The organism is Stenotrophomonas sp. HITSZ_GD, assembly GCF_029543105.1.
Classification (GTDB): domain Bacteria; phylum Pseudomonadota; class Gammaproteobacteria; order Xanthomonadales; family Xanthomonadaceae; genus Stenotrophomonas_A.
On record NZ_JARQXB010000008.1, the window covers coordinates 90,724 to 107,634 of the forward strand.

At 71.6% G+C, this 16,911-nt stretch carries 17 protein-coding genes; all 17 read left to right on the plus strand.

All coding sequences use genetic code 11. The annotated features are described in order from the left end of the window. Window positions 1–71 precede the first annotated feature (71 nt). The gene (gspE, locus tag P6166_RS09965; RefSeq protein WP_277764375.1) at window positions 72–1,760 is read left to right on the plus strand and encodes a type II secretion system ATPase GspE; all 1,689 of its coding nucleotides are present in this window, start codon (window positions 72–74) and stop codon (window positions 1,758–1,760) included. 52 nt (window positions 1,761–1,812) lie between these two features. Beyond that, the gene (locus P6166_RS09970; RefSeq protein WP_277764313.1) at window positions 1,813–3,030 is read left to right on the plus strand and encodes a type II secretion system F family protein; all 1,218 of its coding nucleotides are present in this window, start codon (window positions 1,813–1,815) and stop codon (window positions 3,028–3,030) included. Window positions 3,031–3,123: 93 nt separating this feature from the next. Further along, entirely contained in the window at window positions 3,124–3,558 is a 435-nt protein-coding gene (gspG, locus tag P6166_RS09975; RefSeq protein WP_277764314.1) for a type II secretion system major pseudopilin GspG, read from the plus strand. Between the two features lie 6 nt (window positions 3,559–3,564). Further along, a complete protein-coding gene (locus P6166_RS09980) occupies window positions 3,565–4,041 on the plus strand; it encodes a GspH/FimT family pseudopilin (RefSeq protein WP_277764315.1) in 477 nt (158 codons plus the stop codon). Beyond that, on the plus strand, window positions 4,038–4,457 hold the full coding sequence (locus P6166_RS09985) for a prepilin-type N-terminal cleavage/methylation domain-containing protein (RefSeq protein WP_277764316.1): 420 nt from the start codon (window positions 4,038–4,040) through the stop codon (window positions 4,455–4,457). The genes P6166_RS09980 and P6166_RS09985 overlap by 4 nt, the downstream gene beginning before the upstream one ends. Continuing rightward, the gene (locus tag P6166_RS09990) at window positions 4,454–5,089 is read left to right on the plus strand and encodes a type II secretion system protein J (protein WP_277764317.1); all 636 of its coding nucleotides are present in this window, start codon (window positions 4,454–4,456) and stop codon (window positions 5,087–5,089) included. Before P6166_RS09985 ends, P6166_RS09990 begins: the two co-directional genes overlap by 4 nt. Then, window positions 5,086–5,946: a type II secretion system protein GspK gene (locus P6166_RS09995; protein WP_277764318.1), complete on the plus strand. Its 861-nt coding sequence runs from the start codon at window positions 5,086–5,088 to the stop codon at window positions 5,944–5,946. The genes P6166_RS09990 and P6166_RS09995 overlap by 4 nt, the downstream gene beginning before the upstream one ends. Further along, the gene (locus tag P6166_RS10000) at window positions 5,943–7,067 is read left to right on the plus strand and encodes a PilN domain-containing protein (RefSeq protein WP_277764319.1); all 1,125 of its coding nucleotides are present in this window, start codon (window positions 5,943–5,945) and stop codon (window positions 7,065–7,067) included. The genes P6166_RS09995 and P6166_RS10000 overlap by 4 nt, the downstream gene beginning before the upstream one ends. Further along, a complete protein-coding gene (gene gspM, locus P6166_RS10005) occupies window positions 7,064–7,678 on the plus strand; it encodes a type II secretion system protein GspM (RefSeq protein ID WP_277764320.1) in 615 nt (204 codons plus the stop codon). Before P6166_RS10000 ends, gspM begins: the two co-directional genes overlap by 4 nt. Further along, entirely contained in the window at window positions 7,668–8,453 is a 786-nt protein-coding gene (locus P6166_RS10010; RefSeq protein ID WP_277764321.1) for a general secretion pathway protein GspN, read from the plus strand. Before gspM ends, P6166_RS10010 begins: the two co-directional genes overlap by 11 nt. 9 nt (window positions 8,454–8,462) lie before the next feature. Then, window positions 8,463–10,667, plus strand: a complete 2,205-nt coding sequence (gene gspD / locus P6166_RS10015) for a type II secretion system secretin GspD (RefSeq protein ID WP_277764322.1) — start codon at window positions 8,463–8,465, stop codon at window positions 10,665–10,667. Beyond that, window positions 10,664–11,521, plus strand: coding sequence for a glycosyltransferase (locus P6166_RS10020; protein ID WP_277764323.1), 858 nt, complete (start codon window positions 10,664–10,666; stop codon window positions 11,519–11,521). The genes gspD and P6166_RS10020 overlap by 4 nt, the downstream gene beginning before the upstream one ends. Next, complete coding sequence (locus tag P6166_RS10025; protein WP_277764324.1) at window positions 11,518–12,360, plus strand: glycosyltransferase family 2 protein; 843 nt, start codon at window positions 11,518–11,520, stop codon at window positions 12,358–12,360. The genes P6166_RS10020 and P6166_RS10025 overlap by 4 nt, the downstream gene beginning before the upstream one ends. A gap of 51 nt (window positions 12,361–12,411) precedes the next feature. Next, entirely contained in the window at window positions 12,412–13,596 is a 1,185-nt protein-coding gene (pncB, locus tag P6166_RS10030) for a nicotinate phosphoribosyltransferase (protein ID WP_277764325.1), read from the plus strand. Window positions 13,597–13,781: 185 nt separating this feature from the next. Continuing rightward, a complete protein-coding gene (locus P6166_RS10035) occupies window positions 13,782–14,237 on the plus strand; it encodes a hypothetical protein (protein ID WP_277764326.1) in 456 nt (151 codons plus the stop codon). A 28-nt stretch (window positions 14,238–14,265) separates the two neighbouring features. Then, window positions 14,266–14,682 (plus strand): hypothetical protein, encoded by a 417-nt coding sequence (locus P6166_RS10040; protein WP_277764327.1) that lies wholly within the window; start codon window positions 14,266–14,268, stop codon window positions 14,680–14,682. Window positions 14,683–14,764: 82 nt separating this feature from the next. Beyond that, on the plus strand, window positions 14,765–16,909 hold the full coding sequence (gene bcsA, locus P6166_RS10045; RefSeq protein WP_277764328.1) for a UDP-forming cellulose synthase catalytic subunit: 2,145 nt from the start codon (window positions 14,765–14,767) through the stop codon (window positions 16,907–16,909). Window positions 16,910–16,911 lie beyond the last annotated feature (2 nt).

Genomic DNA, 16,911 nt, shown 5'->3' on the forward strand with positions numbered 1-16,911 from the left:
GGCTGGCAACGGAGACGGGCGTGAACGCGATCGCTGGCCCATCGGTCGACAACCCGGACGTGGCGCAGGACATGTCCTCGCGCATCGTGCAGGCCCTGCTGGCGAACCGCCGGCTCAAGGAGGCCGACCTGGCGCGCGCGCGGCAACTGGAGGCCGAATCCGGCCTGGGCCTGTTGGCGCTGCTCGGCCGCCTCGGCCTGGTCTCCGAGCGCGACCACGCCGAGGCCTGCGCCGAAGTGATGGGCCTGCCGCTGCTGGAAGGCCGCGCGCTGGCCGATACCGCGCCCGAGTCGCTACCGGAAGTGCGCGCGCTCTCGCCGCGCTTCCTCAAGCAGTTCCACGTCTGCCCGATCGGTGAACAGGGCGGCACGGTGGAGCTGTGGATGGCCGATCCTTTCGACGACTACGCCGCCTCGGCGGTGGCGCTGGCCACCGGCATGCCGGTGCGCGCGCGCGTGGGGCTGCGGTCGGAAATCGACGACGTCATCGAGCGCTGGTTCGGCGAGGGCCGCAGCGCGATGGGCGCCATCGTGGAAACCGCCGACGGGGAGGCCAGCGGCGGGGAGGATATCGAGCACCTGCGCGACCTCGCCTCCGAGGCGCCGGTGATCCGCCTGGTCAACCTGGTGATCCAGCGCGCGGTGGAGCTGCGCGCGTCGGATATCCACATCGAGCCGTTCGAGAACCGGCTCAAGGTGCGCTATCGCGTGGACGGCGTGCTGATCGACGGCGAAAGCCCGCCGGCCAAGCTCACCGCCGCGGTGATCAGCCGCATCAAGATCATGGCGCGGCTGAACATCGCCGAGCGGCGGCTGCCGCAGGACGGGCGCATCCAGCTGCGCGTGCAGGGCAAGGAGCTGGACCTGCGCGTGAGCACGGTGCCCACCGCGCACGGCGAGAGCGTGGTGATGCGCCTGCTGGATCGCGAGACCATCGTGTTCGATTTCCAGCGGCTGGGGTTCACCGACGAATTCCTGCCGCAGTTCCGCCGCGTGCTGGAGCTGCCGCACGGCATCCTGCTGGTCACCGGGCCCACCGGCTCGGGCAAGACCACCACGCTGTACACCGCGTTGAGCCAGCTCAACACGGCGGACGTGAAGATCATCACGGTCGAGGACCCGATCGAATACCAGATCGAGGGCATCAACCAGATCCAGGCCAAGCCGCAGATCGGCCTGGATTTCGCCAACGCGCTGCGCAGCATCGTGCGCCAGGACCCGGACATCATCATGATCGGCGAGATGCGCGACCTGGAAACCGCGCGCATCGCCATCCAGTCCGCGCTTACCGGCCACCTGGTGCTGTCCACGCTGCACACCAACAACGCGGCCGGCGGTATCACCCGCCTGCTGGACATGGGCGTGGAGGACTACCTGCTCACCTCCACCGTCAACGGCATCCTCGCCCAGCGCCTGGTACGCCGGCTGGAGCCCACCCACGCCGAGCGCTATGCCGCCTCGCCGGAGGAGATCGAGCGCTTCGAGCTGCGCCGCTGGCGGCCGCACGGCGAGATTTTCCTGTATCGCCCGCGCCCATCGGCGATCGCGCCGACCGGTTACCTGGGCCGCACCACCATCATGGAGTTCCTGGTCATGGACGACGAACTGCGCCGGGCGGTGATGCGCCGCGCCGGCATGGGCGAAATCGAACAACTGGCGCGCCGCGCCGGCATGCGCACGATGTACGAGGACGGCGTCGCCAAGGCCCTGCGCGGGCAGACCACGCTGGAAGAAGTGCTGCGGGTGACGGAGGAAGGCTGATGGCCGCCTTCGGCATGCCCGGCAGCACGCGCGCGCGCCCAGGGGCCGCGTGATGGCGCTGTTCCGCTACAAGGCGCTCAACGGCGAGGGCGAGCTGCTCGACGGGCAGATGGAAGCGGCCAGCGAGGCCGAAGTCGTCGCGCGCCTGCAGGAGCAGGGTCACCTGCCGGTGGAGACGCGCGTGGCCGGCGCCGACGAGCGCGGCCCGGGCCTGCGCGTACCATGGCGCGCGCGCGTGCTGGCCGGCGCGGCGCTGGTGCAGTTCACCCACCAGCTGGCGAGCCTGCTCGGCGCCGGGCAACCGCTGGACCGCGCGCTGTCGATCCTGATCGAGCTACCGGAAGACGCGCGCGAGCGCCGCACCTTGGCCGCCATCCGCGACGCGGTGCGCGGCGGCGCGCCGCTGTCCACCGCGCTGGAGCGCCAGCATGGCGTGTTCTCGCGCCTGTACGTGAACATGGTGCGCGCCGGCGAAGCCGGCGGCAGCCTGCACGAAACGCTGCAGCGCCTGGCCGACTACCTCGAGCGCAGCCAGGCATTGCGTGGGCGGGTGATCAACGCGCTGGTGTATCCGGCGATCCTGCTGGTGGTGGTCGGCCTGGCGCTGCTGTTCCTGCTCGGCTACGTGGTGCCCCAGTTCGCGCAGATGTACGAGAGCCTGGACGTGGCGTTGCCCTGGTTCACCCGCGGCGTGCTGGCGGTGGGCCTGTTCGTGCGCGATGCGTGGATCGTGTTCGTGGTGCTGCCGGCGGTGGCGCTGCTGTGGCTGGAGCGGCGGCGGCGCGATCCCGCGTTCCGGCTCGCGCTGGATGGCTGGCTGTTGCGCCGTCGCCTGTCCGGCGACCTGCTCGCCCGGCTGGAAACCGCGCGCCTGGCACGCACGCTGGGGACCTTGCTGCGCAATGGCGTGCCGCTGCTGCAGGCGTTGGGCATCGGCCGCGGCGTGCTGGGCAACCGCGTGCTCGCCGCCGAGGTCGAACGCGCCACCGAGGAAGTGCGCAACGGCCACGGCCTGGCGAGCGCGCTGGGGCGCGGCAAGCAGTTCCCGCGGCTGGCGCTGCAGATGATCCAGGTGGGCGAGGAATCCGGCGCGCTGGACACGATGCTGCTGCGCGTGGCCGACACCTTCGAACAGGAAACCGCGCAGGCCATCGACCGCCTGCTGGCGGCGCTGGTGCCGCTGCTCACCCTGTTGCTCGCCGCGGTGGTCGGCGGGGTGATCATCGCCGTGCTGGTGCCCTTGTACGACCTCACCAATGCGATCGGCTGAACGGGCGATGCGCCGTTTTCGCCATCGCCTTTGCCGCGGCTGCCCGCTAACCTCGCAGGCCGCATCCCCTTCTTCATCCACCAGGAAGCCCGCATGATCCACCGACGCCGTTTCGCTCCCGCCGCTGCGCCGCGCGGCCAGTCCGGCATGAGCCTGCTGGAGATCATCATCGTCATCGTGCTGATCGGCGCGGTGCTCACGCTGGTCGGCAGCCGCGTGCTGGGCGGCGCGGACCGCGGCAAGGCCAACCTGGCCCGCTCGCAGATCCAGACGTTGGCCGGCAAGGTCGAGAACTACCAGCTCGATACCGGCAAGCTGCCCACCAAGCTCGACGACCTGGTCAACGCGCCGGCCGGCGCGGCCGGCTGGCTCGGCCCGTATGCCAAGCCGGCCGAGCTCAACGATCCGTGGGGCCACCCCATCGACTACCGCGTGCCGGGCACGGGCCGCCCGTTCGACCTGATCAGCCTGGGCAAGGATGGCCAGCCCGGGGGCAGCAGCTACGACGCGGATATCGTCTACGAGTAAGCCGCCATGGCCCCCGGCCCGCGGATGACGCGCCGCCGCGCGCGCGGCGTCACCCTGCTGGAGATGCTGCTGGTGATCGCGTTGATCGCGGTGGCTGGCGTGCTTGCCGCCGGCGTGCTCGGCGGCGGCATCGAGGGCCTGCGCCTGCGCTCCAACGGCAAGCAGCTGGCCGCCGAGCTGCGGCTGGTGCGTACCCGCGCGATGGCCAGCGGCGTGCCGCAGCAATTCGAGATCGACCCGCGCAACGGCCGTTGGTCCAGTTCGCTGGGCCATCGCGGGCAGGTGCCGGCGCAGTTGCGCGTGGGCTTTACCGGCGCGCGCGAAGTGCAGCCGCGGCAAGGCACCGGCGCGATCCGCTTCTTCGCCGATGGCGCATCCAGCGGCGGGCGCATCGAATTGGCCGCGCGGCAGGCGCGCTGGCGCATCGACGTGGCGTGGATCACCGGCGAAGTGCGCAGCGGCCGGGTCGAGGTGCCGCGATGAAGCACCAGCGCGGCTACACGCTGATCGAGGTGATCGTGGCCTTCGCGCTGCTCGCGCTGGCGCTGGGCCTGCTGATCGGCACGCTCTCCGGCGGCGCGCGGCAGGTGCGCGCCGCCGAGCAGGCCACCCGCGCCACGCTGCACGCGCAATCGCTGCTGGCCGGGCTGGAGATGGACGGCCCGCTGCGCGCGCAGCATCGCGATGGGCGTTGGGAAGAGGGCCGCTACACCTGGCGGCTGGACGTGCAGCCGTGGACGGACCCGCAGCCGCCGGCCACGCCGCAGCCCGTATCGCCCATGGACCCGCAGCTGTTGCAGCTGGACCTCACCGTGCGCTGGGGCGAGGCACCGGAGCAGCAACTGCACTGGCGCAGCCTGCGCCTCGTGCCGCCCGCGCTGGAAGGACGTGCGCCATGAGCCCGCGCCGCGCCGCCGGCTTCACCCTGGTCGAGGTGCTGCTGGCCACGGTGCTGCTGGCGGCCGGCTTGACCCTGGCCTTCGCCACGCTGCGCTCGGCCGGCGCGGTGGGCGGGCGGGGCGAGGCGATCGCCGCGCGCAGCGAGCGCATGCGCACGGTGGAGGGCTTCCTGCGCCAGCGCCTGGCGGCCGCACTGCCGGTGATGATGGCGCGCGATCCCGGCACCCGGCAGCCGCTGCGTTTCATCGGCGAGGCGCAGCGCATGCGCTTCGTCGCCGACGTGCCCGACTACCTCGGGTTCGGCGGCCCCTATTTGCACGATGTCCTCGTCGAAGGTCAGGGCCCGGCGCGGCGCCTGCAGATCCAGCTCACGCAGGTGCAGGCCGGCGAAACCCTCACGCCCGCGCGGCCGGTGCCGCCCGAACCGCTGGCCGACGGGCTGGTGGAGGTGCGCTTCGCCTATCGCGGCTTCGACCCGCGTGAGCGCCGCATCGGCGAATGGCAGGCCCAGTGGCCCGACAGCGACCGCTTGCCGCGCTGGGTGCGCATCGAGTTGCGCGACGCCCAGGGCGATTGGCCGCCGCTGCTGGTGGCGTTGCCACAGGCCCCGCTGGAGCGCACGTCGCTATGAGCCGGCACATGCGCGGCGTGGCGTTGGTGCTGGTGCTGTGGCTGATCGTGCTGCTCACGGCGATGGTGGGCGCCTTCGCGCTCACCGCGCGGGTGGAACACGGGCAGCAGGGCGTGCAGCGCGGCGCCGCGCGCGGGCAGATGGTCGCGCGTGCCGGGCTGGAGTACGCGCTCTGGCGCCTGCGTGGCGCGCCGGCCACGCGCTGGCGGCCGGATGGCCGCGCCTACGCGTGGGCCTTCGACGGCGTCCCGGTGCAGGTGCGCATCGTCGACGAAGGCGGCAAGGTCGACCTCAACAGCGCCCCGCCAGCGCTGCTGGCCGGCCTGGTGCGTGCGCTGGGCGCCGAGCCCGCGCGCGCGCAGGCGGTGGCCGCGGCGATTGTCGATTGGCGCGACGCCGACAGCCTGCAGGCGCCCGGCGGCGCGGAGGATGCCGATTACGCCGCCGCCGGGCTGCCCTACGGGGCCAAGGACGCGCCGTTCGAAAGCCTGGGCGAGCTGCGGCTGGTGCGGGGGGTGGACGCCGAGTTGTACCGGCAGCTGCTGCCGAACGTGACGATCCACGGCCAGCGCGCGCAGCCCCTGGCGGCCTTCGCGCCGGCGCCGGTGCTCTCGGCGCTGGGCATGGACCCGGCGGCCTGGCTGGCGGCGCGGCAGGCGCCGCCCGGTGCCCCGGTCACGCAGGTCGACCCGGCGGCCACGGCGACCGGGACCGGCACTTATAGTATTGAGAGCCGGGCACGCCTGGGCGAAGGACGCGAGGTGGTGCTGCGGGCGGTGGTACGTGCCGGCAGCGCGGGCGCCCGCGATTCGGCATACACCGTGTTGCAGTGGGAAGAGGGAGCGGCAGTGCAATGACCGCGTGGCGGCAAAGTCTCGAGCGCATCGGCCTGCGGATTCCGCCGGGGGCCGGCGGCTTCTGGCGCTGGTGGCAGTCGGCCCTGCTGGCCTGGCTGCCGGCGCGCTGGCAATGGCGGCTGGGCTTTTCGCCGGCGCGCCTGTTGCTGTGGCGCGAGGGCGCCGAGGTGGCGCTGGCCTGGCAACGCGCGCAGGGCGTGGAGCCGCTGGCGCGCCTGCCCGAGGCCGTGCCGCCGGCGGACTGGGATGCCTTGCTGCCGCCGCGCTTGCGCCCGCTGCCGCGGTTTTGGCTGCTGCCGGCCCATGCCGCGCTGCGCCGCCCGTTGCGCCTGCCGGCCGCCGCCGCGGCCCGCCTGCAGGACGTGGCGCGTTTCGAGATCGACCGGCAGACCCCGTTCACTGCCGACCAGGTGTGGTTCGACGTGCGCGCGCTCGGCCACCACGGCGATGCGCAGCTCGACGCCGAACTGGTGGTGGTGCCGCGCCGCGCCATCGAAGGCGAGGCGGGCATCGCGCCGGCGTGGCGCGCCTTGCTGGCCGGGGTGGACGTGCGCGATGGCGAAGGCCAGCCGCTGCGGGTGAACCTGCTGCCCCTCGCCGAGCGCCACGCGCATCGCGACCCGATGGCGCGCTGGAACCTGGCCGTGCTGGCAGTGGGGCTGTTCGCGCTGGCGGTCGGTTCGCAGTGGTTGCTGGACAACCGCGCCGGTGCGGCCGACGCGCTCGAAGCGCAGGTGCGCGAGGAGGCCCAGCGCGCGCGGCAGGTCGCGGTGCAGCGCGAGGAGCTCACCGCGCTGATCGAAGGCGCCGCGTTCTTCGAACAACAGCGCGCCGCCCGCCCGGCGGCGATCGAGGTGTGGAACGAACTCAGCCAGCGCCTGCCCGACGGCACGTACCTGGAGAAATTCTCGCTGGAGGGCGACCAGCTGCAACTGATTGGCCTCAGCGACGAAGCCGCCGCGCTGGTCGAACGCCTCGATGGCGCGCCGACCTGGCGCAAGCCCGCGCTCACCGGCGTGTTGCAGAGCGATGCCGGCAAGGGCCGCGACCGCTTCACCATCACGGCCACACTCGCCGCGCCCGGCGCCGCGCCGCCGCCCGCGGCCGGAGGTGGCCGATGACCGCCGCCCCCGACCTGCGCGAGCGCGCCTGGGCGCTGGGCCTGCTGCTGCTGGTGCTGGCACTGGTCTACGGCGTGCTGGTCCATCCTTTCTTCGTGCAGCCGCTGCTGGCCACCGAGGCGCGCGTGCGCGCGGCCAGCGAGCGCGCGCAGCGCGTGCGCGCCGAGCTGCAGGAAGCCCCGCGCATCGCCGAACAGCTGCAGCGCGCCCGCGCGCAACTGTCCACGCGCCCCGGCTTCCTGCCCGAAGCCTCGGCCGAGCTGGCGGTGGCCGGCCTGGTGCAGCGATTGGAGGCGGTGGTGTCCGAAGCCAGCCCGGGGCACCGCAGCTGTGCGATCAGCAACCGCTCGGCGCTGCCGGTGGACCCGCAGGGCCGTTTTCCCCGCGTCGCGGTGCAGGTACGCCTGCGCTGCGGCACGCCGGAGCTGGCCAACGTGCTGCATGCGCTGGAATCCGGCACGCCGGGCTTGTTCGTGGACAACCTCAACGTGCTGGCGCAGCGCGCGGCGCTCTCGCCCGGCGACACGCCCAATGGCCTGGACGTGAGCTTCGATCTGGCCGGCTACGTGCGCCCCGGCGCGGTCGCCCCGGAGGCCACCCATGCGCCCTGACGCGATCGGCTTGCGCCTGGGATGGCGGGCGGTGTTCGCCGGGTGGGCCGTGCTGGTGGCGGTGCTGGCCGGGTTGGGCATGGGTTCGCGCCTGCCAGCCGAAGATGCGGCGCTGCCCGCGCGCCCGTTGCCGGCGATTCCGACCGCCCCGCCGCGCCGGCTGGGCGAGCTGTCCGCCTACGCGGCGATCGCGCAGCGCCCGGTGTTCGCCGAGGACCGCCGCCCGCATCCGTTCTTCCTGGGCGGCAGCGATGCGCCGCAGGCCACCGGCCTGCGCCTGACCGGCGTGTTGCTGACGCCGCGCTTCCAGATGGCCACGATCACCACCGACCAGGGCCGTTCGCTGCGCCTGCGCTTGCAGGGCGACGCGGTCGATGGCTGGCGCCTGCTCACGCTCGCCCCGCGCAGCGCCACGGTGGAAGGGCCGGGCGGCGTGCGCACGCTGGACATGCAGGTCTTCGACGGGCGCGGCGGCGAGGCGCCCACCGCGCTGCGCGGCGCCGCCCCGGCCAACACGCCGGCCATGCCCGCGCCGCCGCCGAATGTGACGCCCGTGGCTGCCCCGGTGGTCGTCGCCCCGGCGCCGGCCGCCGCGCCCACCTCGCAGGGTGGTGTGCCCGCGGCAGCAGCCGCTGCACCACCCGCGCCGCCGGCACCCAGCGAGGACCAGCTCAAGGCGATCCGCGAACGCATCGAAGCGCGCCGGCGCGCGCTGCAGCAGCAACAACAGAACCCGCAGCGCAACGGCGATGCCGCCGTGCCGCAGAACCCGTAGAGTGCAGACATGACGTCACGCGTTGTCCTGATTTCCCTCCTCTTGGGCCTGCTGGCCGGCTGCGCAAGCACGCCGACCCCGGACGTGCGCCGCGCGCCGACCCAGCCACCGCCGCGCACCGCCCCGGTGGCCACCGACGATGCCGGCACCGACGCCGGCCCACAGCCGGTGATCCGCCGCGGCAGCGGCGAGGTGATCAACCGCGGCGCGGCCGCGCGCCCGGCGCCGGCGCTGTCGGCGGCGAGCACCGGCGAGGCGACGTTCAACTTCGAGGGCGAGTCGCTGCAGGCGGTGGTCAAGGCCATCCTGGGGGACATGCTCGGGCAGAACTACGTCATCGCCCCCGGCGTGCAGGGCACGGTGACGCTGGCCACGCCCAAGCCGGTCTCGCCGGCGCAGGCGCTGAACCTGCTGGAGATGGTGCTGGGCTGGAACAACGCGCGCATGGTCTACAGCGGCGGCCGGTACAACATCGTGCCGGCCGACCAGGCACTGGCGGGCACCGTGGCGCCGAGCACCGCGCCGGCCGCCAGCGCGCGCGGCTTCGAAGTGCGCGTGGTGCCGCTGCGCTACATCTCCGCCAGCGAGATGAAGAAGATCCTGGAGCCTTACGCGCGGCCCAACGCGATCGTGGGCACCGACGGCTCGCGCAACGTCATCACCCTGGGCGGTACGCGCGCTGAGCTGGAGAACTACCTGCGCACGGTGGAGATCTTCGATGTCGACTGGCTGTCGGGCATGTCGGTGGGCGTGTTCCCGATCCAGTCCGGCAAGGCACAGGACGTGGCCGCGGACCTGGAGAAAGTCTTCGGCGAAAAGAGCGGCACGCCCAGCGCGGGCATGTTCCGCTTCATGCCGCTGGAGAACGCCAACGCGGTGCTGGTGATCACCCCGCAGTCGCGCTACCTGGACCAGATCCAGCAATGGCTGGAGCGCATCGACAGCGCCGGCGGCGCGCCGCGCCTGTTCTCCTACGAGCTGAAGTACATCAAGGCGCGCGAGCTGGCCGACCGGCTGGCCGAGGTGTTCGGTGCAAGCAGCCGCGGCAGCGGCGACAACGCCTCGCTGGCGCCGGGCGCCACCTCGATGCAGCTGGGCGACACGCTGGATTCGGCCAGCCTGGGGCGCGACGGCGGCGGCACGCTGGGCTCGAATGCGAGCGGTGGTTTCGGCAGCGCCGGCGGCACGAACGGCAGCGGCACCGGCACCGGCGGCGAGTTCAACCTCTCGCCGCGCCAGAGTGGCAACGGCAGCGTCACGCTGGAAGTGCAGGGCGACCGCGTCGGCGTCTCGGCGGTGGAGGAAACCAATACGCTGCTGGTGCGCGCCTCGCCGCAGGCGTGGCGCTCGATCCGCGAAGTGATCGAGAAGCTGGACACCATGCCGATGCAGGTGCACATCGAGGCGCAGGTGGCCGAGGTGAAGCTGAGCGGCGAACTGAGCTACGGCGTCAACTGGTATTTCGAGAACGCCGTGGATGCACCCGTGGCCGACGGTGGCGCCGGCCTGCCGAGCGCGTTGGGGCGCGGCATCTGGGGCGATATCTCCGGCACCATCGGCAGTGGCGGCCTGGGCTGGACGTTCCTGGGCAAGAATGCCGCGGCGGTGATCTCCGCGCTGGACCAGGTCACCGACGTGCGCCTGCTGCAGACCCCGTCGGTGTTCGTGCGCAACAACGCCGAGGCCACGCTCAACGTGGGCACCAAGGTGCCGATCAACTCGGTCTCGGTGAACACGGCGCTCGGTTCGGACAGCACCTACAGCCAGGTGCAGTACCTGGACACCGGCGTGATCCTCAAGGTGCGCCCGCGCGTGACCCGCGAGGGCACCGTGTTCCTGGATATCGTGCAGGAAGTCAGTTCGGCCGGCGCCACGCCCGCCGGCTGCGATCCCACCAAATCGACCTGCAACCCGCCCATCGACACGCGGCGCATCCACACCGAGGCGGCGGTGCGCAGCGGCGACACCATCATGCTGGCGGGCCTGATCAGCGACCAGGACGAGAACGGGTCGTCCGGCGTGCCCTTCCTCAGCCGCCTGCCGGTGGTGGGTGGCCTGTTCGGCCGGAAGACGCAGAAGGACACCCGCCAGGAAGTCATCGTGCTGATCACGCCGACCATTGTGAAGGACGCCAACGAGGCGGTGCGCTTCAACGACGAGTACGGCCGCAAGTTCAAGACGCTGGAACCGCTGTACACGCCCGCCAAGCAATGAGTGCCGCCGCCCCCATCGTCCTGCTGCCGGTCGGCACCGACGACCGCGCGCTGGACGCCTGCCTCGCCGCGCTCGAGGCGGGCACGCCGCCGGGTACGCCGGTGTGGCTGGCCGACGACGCGCAGGCAGGGCCGCGCGGCGTGGCGGTGGTCGAGGGCTGGCTGGCGCGCACGCGCCTGCAGGCGCACTACACGCGGCGTGAGCGCCCGATCGGCGAGGTCGCGCATCTGGATGAAATGCTGCGCGCCTGCGGCGGCGCCGACGTGGTGGTGCTGTCTTCGCAGGCGCGTCCGCTGCCCGGTTGGTTGCGCCAACTGGAGGCCTGCTTCGCCCGCGATGCCGCCATTGCCAGCGCCACGCCGTGGAGCAATGCCGGCGAGGCGGCGGCGTGGCCGCGGTTGGGCGAGATCAATCCGCTGCCGGATGATGCCGAGCGCCTGGCCGCCGCCTGCGCGGCGATGCCGCCGCTGCACCCGGAGCTGCCCGCCGCCATCTGCCATGCCGTGGCGCTGCGCGGCAGCGCGCGCCAGCGCGCCGGCGGCCTGGATGCCAGCAGCTACGGCGCCTGGTATGCGGCGCTGATCGACCTGAGCCTGCGCATGGCCGGGCTGGGTTGGCGCAACGTGCTGTGCGAGACGACCTTCGTCGCGCGCGCCGAAGAAGGCGTGCCGGCCGATGGCGACATGGATGCGCTGGCCACGCGCTGGCCGGCATGGCATTCGCGCCTGGCCGGGTTCCTGATGGAAGATCCGCTCTCGGCCTTGCGCACGCAACTGCAACAGCTTTACGACGCCACGCCGGTCGCGATGCCGCAGCGCGACCTGTTCGGCGGTACCCAGGGGGAAGAGGAATGAGTGCAGCCATCGCCGCGGTGGTGGTGACCTACCGCAGCGCGGCCACCATCGACGAATGCCTGTCGCGCCTGCGCGCGGCGGCCGAGGTGGCCGAGATCCGCGTGGTCGACAACGATTCGGACGACGACACGCTCGGCGTGGTGCAGCGGCATGCGATCGAGGACGCGCGCGTGCACTTCATCGCCAACCCGGACAACCCCGGCTTCGCCACCGCCTGCAACCAGGGCGCGGCCGATTCGCAGGCGCCGTGGCTGGTGTTCATCAACCCGGACCTGATGGTGGCGCCCGATACGCTGGCGCGGCTGCGCGAGCGTGCCCAGTCGCTGCGCGTGCCCGCGCTGCTCGGCGTGGAGCAGGTGGACGAACACGGCCAGCCCGATGGCGCGGTGCGCCGCCGCGACCCGGACTTCGCCGCGATGCTGCGCGCCCCGCGCCGTGGCGCGCAGCTGGCGGTGCCGGCCGATCCCACGCAGCCGCTGCAGGTTGTGGAAGCCATCTCCGGGGCGCTGATGCTGATGCCGCGCAGCTTGTTCGAGGCGATCGGCGGCTGGGACGCCGGCTACCGCCTGCATGCCGAGGACCTGGACCTGTGCCGGCGCGCGCGCCTGGCCGGCGCGACGGTGGCGGTGGCCAACGACCTGCGCGTGGTGCACCTGCGCGGCGTATCCAGCCGCTCGCGGCCGTTCTTCGTGGAATGGCACAAGCACCGCGGGCTGTGGCGCTATTTCCGCAAGTTCGAGGCGCCGCGCCGCAGCTGGCCGGTGCGTGCCGGCGTCTGGCTGGCGATCTGGGCGCACGCGGCCGCGCAGGTGCCCCGCCTGCTGCGCCCGGCCGGCTAGCGCCGCCGCACGCGCCGCCACCACGCCATCCGCCGGGCCATAATCAACGCCATGATCATCACCTCGCTGCTCGACACCGACCTGTACAAATTCACCATGATGCAGGCGGTGCTGCACCAGCACCCCGGCGCGCAGGTCGAATACCGCTTCAAGTGCCGCACGCCGGGCATCGACCTGGTGCAGTACCTGGACGAAATCTCCACCGAGATCGACCTGCTGTGCGAGCTGCGCTTCCAGCCCGACGAGCTGGCCTACCTGCGCGCGATGCGCTTCGTGAAGCCGGATTTCGTCGATTTCCTCGGCCTGTTCCACCTGGATCGCAAGTACATCACGCTGCGCGCGTCCTCGCAGGTCGCCGGCGAGATCGAGCTGATCATCCGCGGGCCGTGGCTGCACACGATCCTGTTCGAGGTGCCGCTGCTGGCGATCATCAACGAGGTGTGGTTCCGCAACACCAGCCACCCGGATTTCGAGGAGGGCCGGCGGCGCCTGCAAGCCAAGATCGCGCGCCTGGCTTCGCCCGGCTACGAGGATTGCCGCGTGGCCGATTACGGCACGCGCCGGCGCTACTCGCGCCAGTGGCATGGCGAAATGCTGCCGCTGCTGCGCGAAGGCTGGGGCGAGCGCTTCGTCGGCACCAGCAACGTCTACTTCGCGCGGCGCTACGGCATGACCCCGCTGGGCACGATGGCGCACGAATACCTGCAGGCGTTCCAGGCGCTGGGCCCGCGCCTGCGCGATTCGCAGGTGGCGGCGCTGGAGTCGTGGGCGCGCGAGTACCGTGGCGACCTGGGCATCGCGCTGTCGGACGTGGTGGGGCTGGATGCCTTCCTGCGCGATTTCGACCTGTACTTCTGCAAGCTCTTCGACGGCATGCGCCACGACTCGGGCGACCCGTTCGTGTGGGGCGAGCGCATCCTGGACCACCTGCAGCAGCACCGCGTGGACCCGCGCAGCAAGGTGCTGGTCTTCAGCGATGGCCTGAACATCGAGAAGGTGATGCAGCTGTACGACCACTTCAAGGGGCGCTGCCGGCTCTCCTTCGGGGTGGGCACGCACCTGACCAACGACCTGGGCCCCACGCCGTTGCAGATCGTCATCAAGATGGTCCGCTGCAACGGCCAGCCGGTGGCCAAGCTGAGCGATTCCCCCGGCAAGAGCATGTGCGACGACCCCGGCTACCTGCGCTACCTGCGCCAGGTCTTCGAGGTCGAGGACAGCCCCGAGGACAGGTGACGCTCGGCGGCGATTTCTGCCGCGCGAGGGCGGGGCGAGGTGATTTTTCGCACCTGGTTCGGGTAAAGTGCGATCCAATTCTCAATTGTGCGCTGCACAGCGTCGTGTTTGGCACCGCGCTTGCATCTGTTCCACCTGTGCCGGGGCATGATGCCGGTGCAAACCCCACGCAGCACGGTTCAGGCATGACTTCGTTCGATCCTTCAACGCTGTTTCGCGCCCGCGGCTGTTCCCGGCAGTGGCTTGGCTTCGTCCGCGCCCTGGCCGAAGAGTTCGCCGCCGAACTCCCCGATCACGAACTGGCCACCTTGATGGCCCGTATCGGGCGCCGCTTTGCCCACCGCCATCCGATCGGCGAGTGCGTGGCGCTGGGCGAGGTGGAGGCGGCGGCCAACCGGATCTGGGGCGAGGTCGAGTGGGGGCAGTGCCGCATGGAGGAGCAGGCCGGGAGCGTGGAGATCACCCATGCCGCCGCGCCGCTCGCCGTGGCCCTGCCCGGCATGGACTGGAGCGATGGCTTCCTGGCCGGCGTGTACGAGGGGTGGTTCCAACAGCTGGGGATGCTGGCGGGGTTGACGGTCAACGCCGAACGCTCGCCGGCACCGGACCTGCGCCGGCTGCGGCTGGCGCGGGCGGTGTAGGCGCGGCGTTTACATCTTGGGGGCAACAATGAACGACAAGCACAAGCAGACACAGGACGAAGCCTTCGACGACGTCGACCGCCTGTTCGCGCGCCTGGGAAGCAAGGGCGCCGACGAGTACCGCGATTTCGTGCCCGGCCGGCTGCCCGCCCGCGAGGCCGCTGCGCCGGCAACGCCGGCGCCGGCGGTGGAGACGGCCGAAGCGGTGGACGTGCCGGCCGCGGCCGCGGTCGAGCCGCCCGCCTTGCCGGTGCCGCCACCGTCGCCGCCGATCCTGGCGTCGATCCGGCCGCTGCGGGCCGAGGCGGCGGCGTCGCAGGTGCAGGTGCAACCACGTCCGGCGGGGGCGCCGGCGACCGAACTGGACGCGCTGTTCCAGCGTTTGCTGCAGGCCGATGCCGCGCCCGCGGCTGCCGGCCCGCTGCGGCGCATGTTCGGCCGCTGAAGCGGCGGGCCGGGCGAGGGCCCGGTGGAACTGAGAGAGCGGCGCGACCGCGCGCCACGGATGCTGTCATAAGGAACGATTGATGAGTATCGCCACCGCGCCGCGTCCCGGCACGCTGTTGCCCAGGCTCGCGACCTGGACGCTCTGGCTGCTGGGCGCGCTGCTGCTGGTCTTCGTGGTGGCGGTGCCGATGGACGTGGCCCAGCAGATGATCTTCTCGGCCGTGCTGTTCGTGGTGGCGCTGTTCCTGCGCCGCCGCGGCGGGCGCGTGGTCGTGCTGATGATGATGGGCATGTCGCTGGCGGTGTCCTCGCGCTACATGTGGTGGCGCCTGACCGAGACCATGGGCGTGGGCGGGGTGGTTGACCTGGTGCTGGGCCTGGGGCTGGTGGGCGCGGAGCTGTACGCGTTCCTGATCCTGGTGCTGGGCTTCTTCCAGGTGCTGTGGCCGCTGAACCGCAAGCCGGTGCCGCTGCCGGCCGACCAGCGCGACTGGCCCACGGTGGACGTGTTCATCCCGACCTACAACGAGCCGCTGTCGGTGGTGCGTACCACCGTGCTGGCCGCCACGGTGATGGACTGGCCCTCGGACAAGATCAACGTGCACGTACTCGACGACGGCCGCCGGCCGGAGTTCCGCGAGTTCTGCGAGCAGGTCGGCGTGCACTACGTCACCCGCACCAATAACTTCCACGCCAAGGCCGGCAACATCAATGCCGCGCTGAAGAAGGCCAAGGGCGAATACGTCGCCATCTTCGACTGTGACCACATTCCCACGCGCTCCTTCCTGCAGGTGGCGATGGGCTGGTTCCTGCGCGATCCCAAGCTGGCGGTCGTGCAGACCCCGCACTATTTCTTCTCCGCCGACCCGTTCGAGCGCAACCTGGGCACGCATGGCAAGGTGCCCAACGAGGGCGAGCTGTTCTACGGCCTGCTGCAGGACGGCAACGACCAGTGGGACGCCACGTTCTTCTGCGGCTCGTGCACGGTGATCAAGCGCGGCCCGCTGGACGAGATCGGCGGGGTGGCGGTGGAAACGGTGACCGAGGACGCGCACACCGCGTTGAAGCTGCATCGCCGCGGTTACCGCAGCGCGTACCTGGCCATTCCGCAGGCCGCCGGCCTGGCCACCGAAAGCCTTTCGGGCCACGTGGCGCAGCGCATCCGCTGGGCGCGCGGCATGGCGCAGATCGCGCGCCTGGACAACCCGCTGCTCGGCAAGGGCCTGCGCCTCTCGCAACGGCTGTGCTACGCCAACGCGATGCTGCACTTCTTCTACGGGTTGCCGCGCATCATCTACCTGACCGCGCCGCTGGCCTTCCTGTTCTTCGGCGCGCACGTCATCCACGCCTCGGCGCTGATGATCCTGGCCTACGCGCTGCCGCACATCCTGCAGGCCAACCTGACCAACATCCGCGTGCAGGGCAAGTACCGCCACCTGCTGTGGAACGAGGTCTACGAGACCACGCTGGCGTGGTACATCCTGCGCCCGACGCTGGTGTCCTTCATCAATCCCAAGCTGGGCAAGTTCAACGTGACGCCCAAGGGCGGCCTGGTGAAGCGCGGCTACTTCGATTCGCAGATCGCCAAGCCCTACCTGTTCCTGCTGGTGCTGAACCTGGCCGGCATCGCGGCGGGCATCATGCGCTGGAGCTTCGCCAGCGACACCGGCGAGCTGCACACCATCTGGTTCAACCTGGGCTGGACGGTCTATAACATGCTGCTGCTCGGCGCGACCATCGCCACCGCCAGCGAGACCCGCCAGGTGCGCCGCTCGCACCGCGTGCCGCTGGATGCGCCGGTAAGCGTGCGCCTGCCCGACGACACGCTGCTGGAGGGCCGCACGGTCAACTTCTCCACCGGCGGCATGGCGATCCGCCTGAACCAGCCGCAGCCGATCGAGCCCGGCCTGCAGGTGCAGATCGGCCTGCGCCATCGCGGCGTGGAGCAGCCGCTGCCAGCCGTCGTGCGGCACGACCGCGATGGCCAGATCAGCATCGAGTTCACGCAGATGGACCTGGAGCAGGAGCGCTGGCTGGTCGCGTGCACCTTCGCGCGCGCCGACCTGTGGCTGGGCCAGTGGGGCCAGCACGATCGCGATTCGTTCCTGCGCTCGGTCGGCCAGGTGCTCGGGGCGAGCATGCGCGGCTTCCGCAAGCTCGGCGAGCACAGTGTGAACAGCCTGCGCCGCGGCTTCCGCCCGGTTGGCCACGAAGAGGGCGCGTGAGC

Coding starts and splice junctions, on each gene's coding strand:
- gspE (WP_277764375.1), top strand. CDS start 72: ATGTCCTCGCGCATCGTGCAGGCCCTGCTGGCGAACCGCCGGCTCAAG.
- P6166_RS09970 (WP_277764313.1), top strand. CDS start 1,813: ATGGCGCTGTTCCGCTACAAGGCGCTCAACGGCGAGGGCGAGCTGCTC.
- gspG (WP_277764314.1), top strand. CDS start 3,124: ATGATCCACCGACGCCGTTTCGCTCCCGCCGCTGCGCCGCGCGGCCAG.
- P6166_RS09980 (WP_277764315.1), top strand. CDS start 3,565: ATGGCCCCCGGCCCGCGGATGACGCGCCGCCGCGCGCGCGGCGTCACC.
- P6166_RS09985 (WP_277764316.1), top strand. CDS start 4,038: ATGAAGCACCAGCGCGGCTACACGCTGATCGAGGTGATCGTGGCCTTC.
- P6166_RS09990 (WP_277764317.1), top strand. CDS start 4,454: ATGAGCCCGCGCCGCGCCGCCGGCTTCACCCTGGTCGAGGTGCTGCTG.
- P6166_RS09995 (WP_277764318.1), top strand. CDS start 5,086: ATGAGCCGGCACATGCGCGGCGTGGCGTTGGTGCTGGTGCTGTGGCTG.
- P6166_RS10000 (WP_277764319.1), top strand. CDS start 5,943: ATGACCGCGTGGCGGCAAAGTCTCGAGCGCATCGGCCTGCGGATTCCG.
- gspM (WP_277764320.1), top strand. CDS start 7,064: ATGACCGCCGCCCCCGACCTGCGCGAGCGCGCCTGGGCGCTGGGCCTG.
- P6166_RS10010 (WP_277764321.1), top strand. CDS start 7,668: ATGCGCCCTGACGCGATCGGCTTGCGCCTGGGATGGCGGGCGGTGTTC.
- gspD (WP_277764322.1), top strand. CDS start 8,463: ATGACGTCACGCGTTGTCCTGATTTCCCTCCTCTTGGGCCTGCTGGCC.
- P6166_RS10020 (WP_277764323.1), top strand. CDS start 10,664: ATGAGTGCCGCCGCCCCCATCGTCCTGCTGCCGGTCGGCACCGACGAC.
- P6166_RS10025 (WP_277764324.1), top strand. CDS start 11,518: ATGAGTGCAGCCATCGCCGCGGTGGTGGTGACCTACCGCAGCGCGGCC.
- pncB (WP_277764325.1), top strand. CDS start 12,412: ATGATCATCACCTCGCTGCTCGACACCGACCTGTACAAATTCACCATG.
- P6166_RS10035 (WP_277764326.1), top strand. CDS start 13,782: ATGACTTCGTTCGATCCTTCAACGCTGTTTCGCGCCCGCGGCTGTTCC.
- P6166_RS10040 (WP_277764327.1), top strand. CDS start 14,266: ATGAACGACAAGCACAAGCAGACACAGGACGAAGCCTTCGACGACGTC.
- bcsA (WP_277764328.1), top strand. CDS start 14,765: ATGAGTATCGCCACCGCGCCGCGTCCCGGCACGCTGTTGCCCAGGCTC.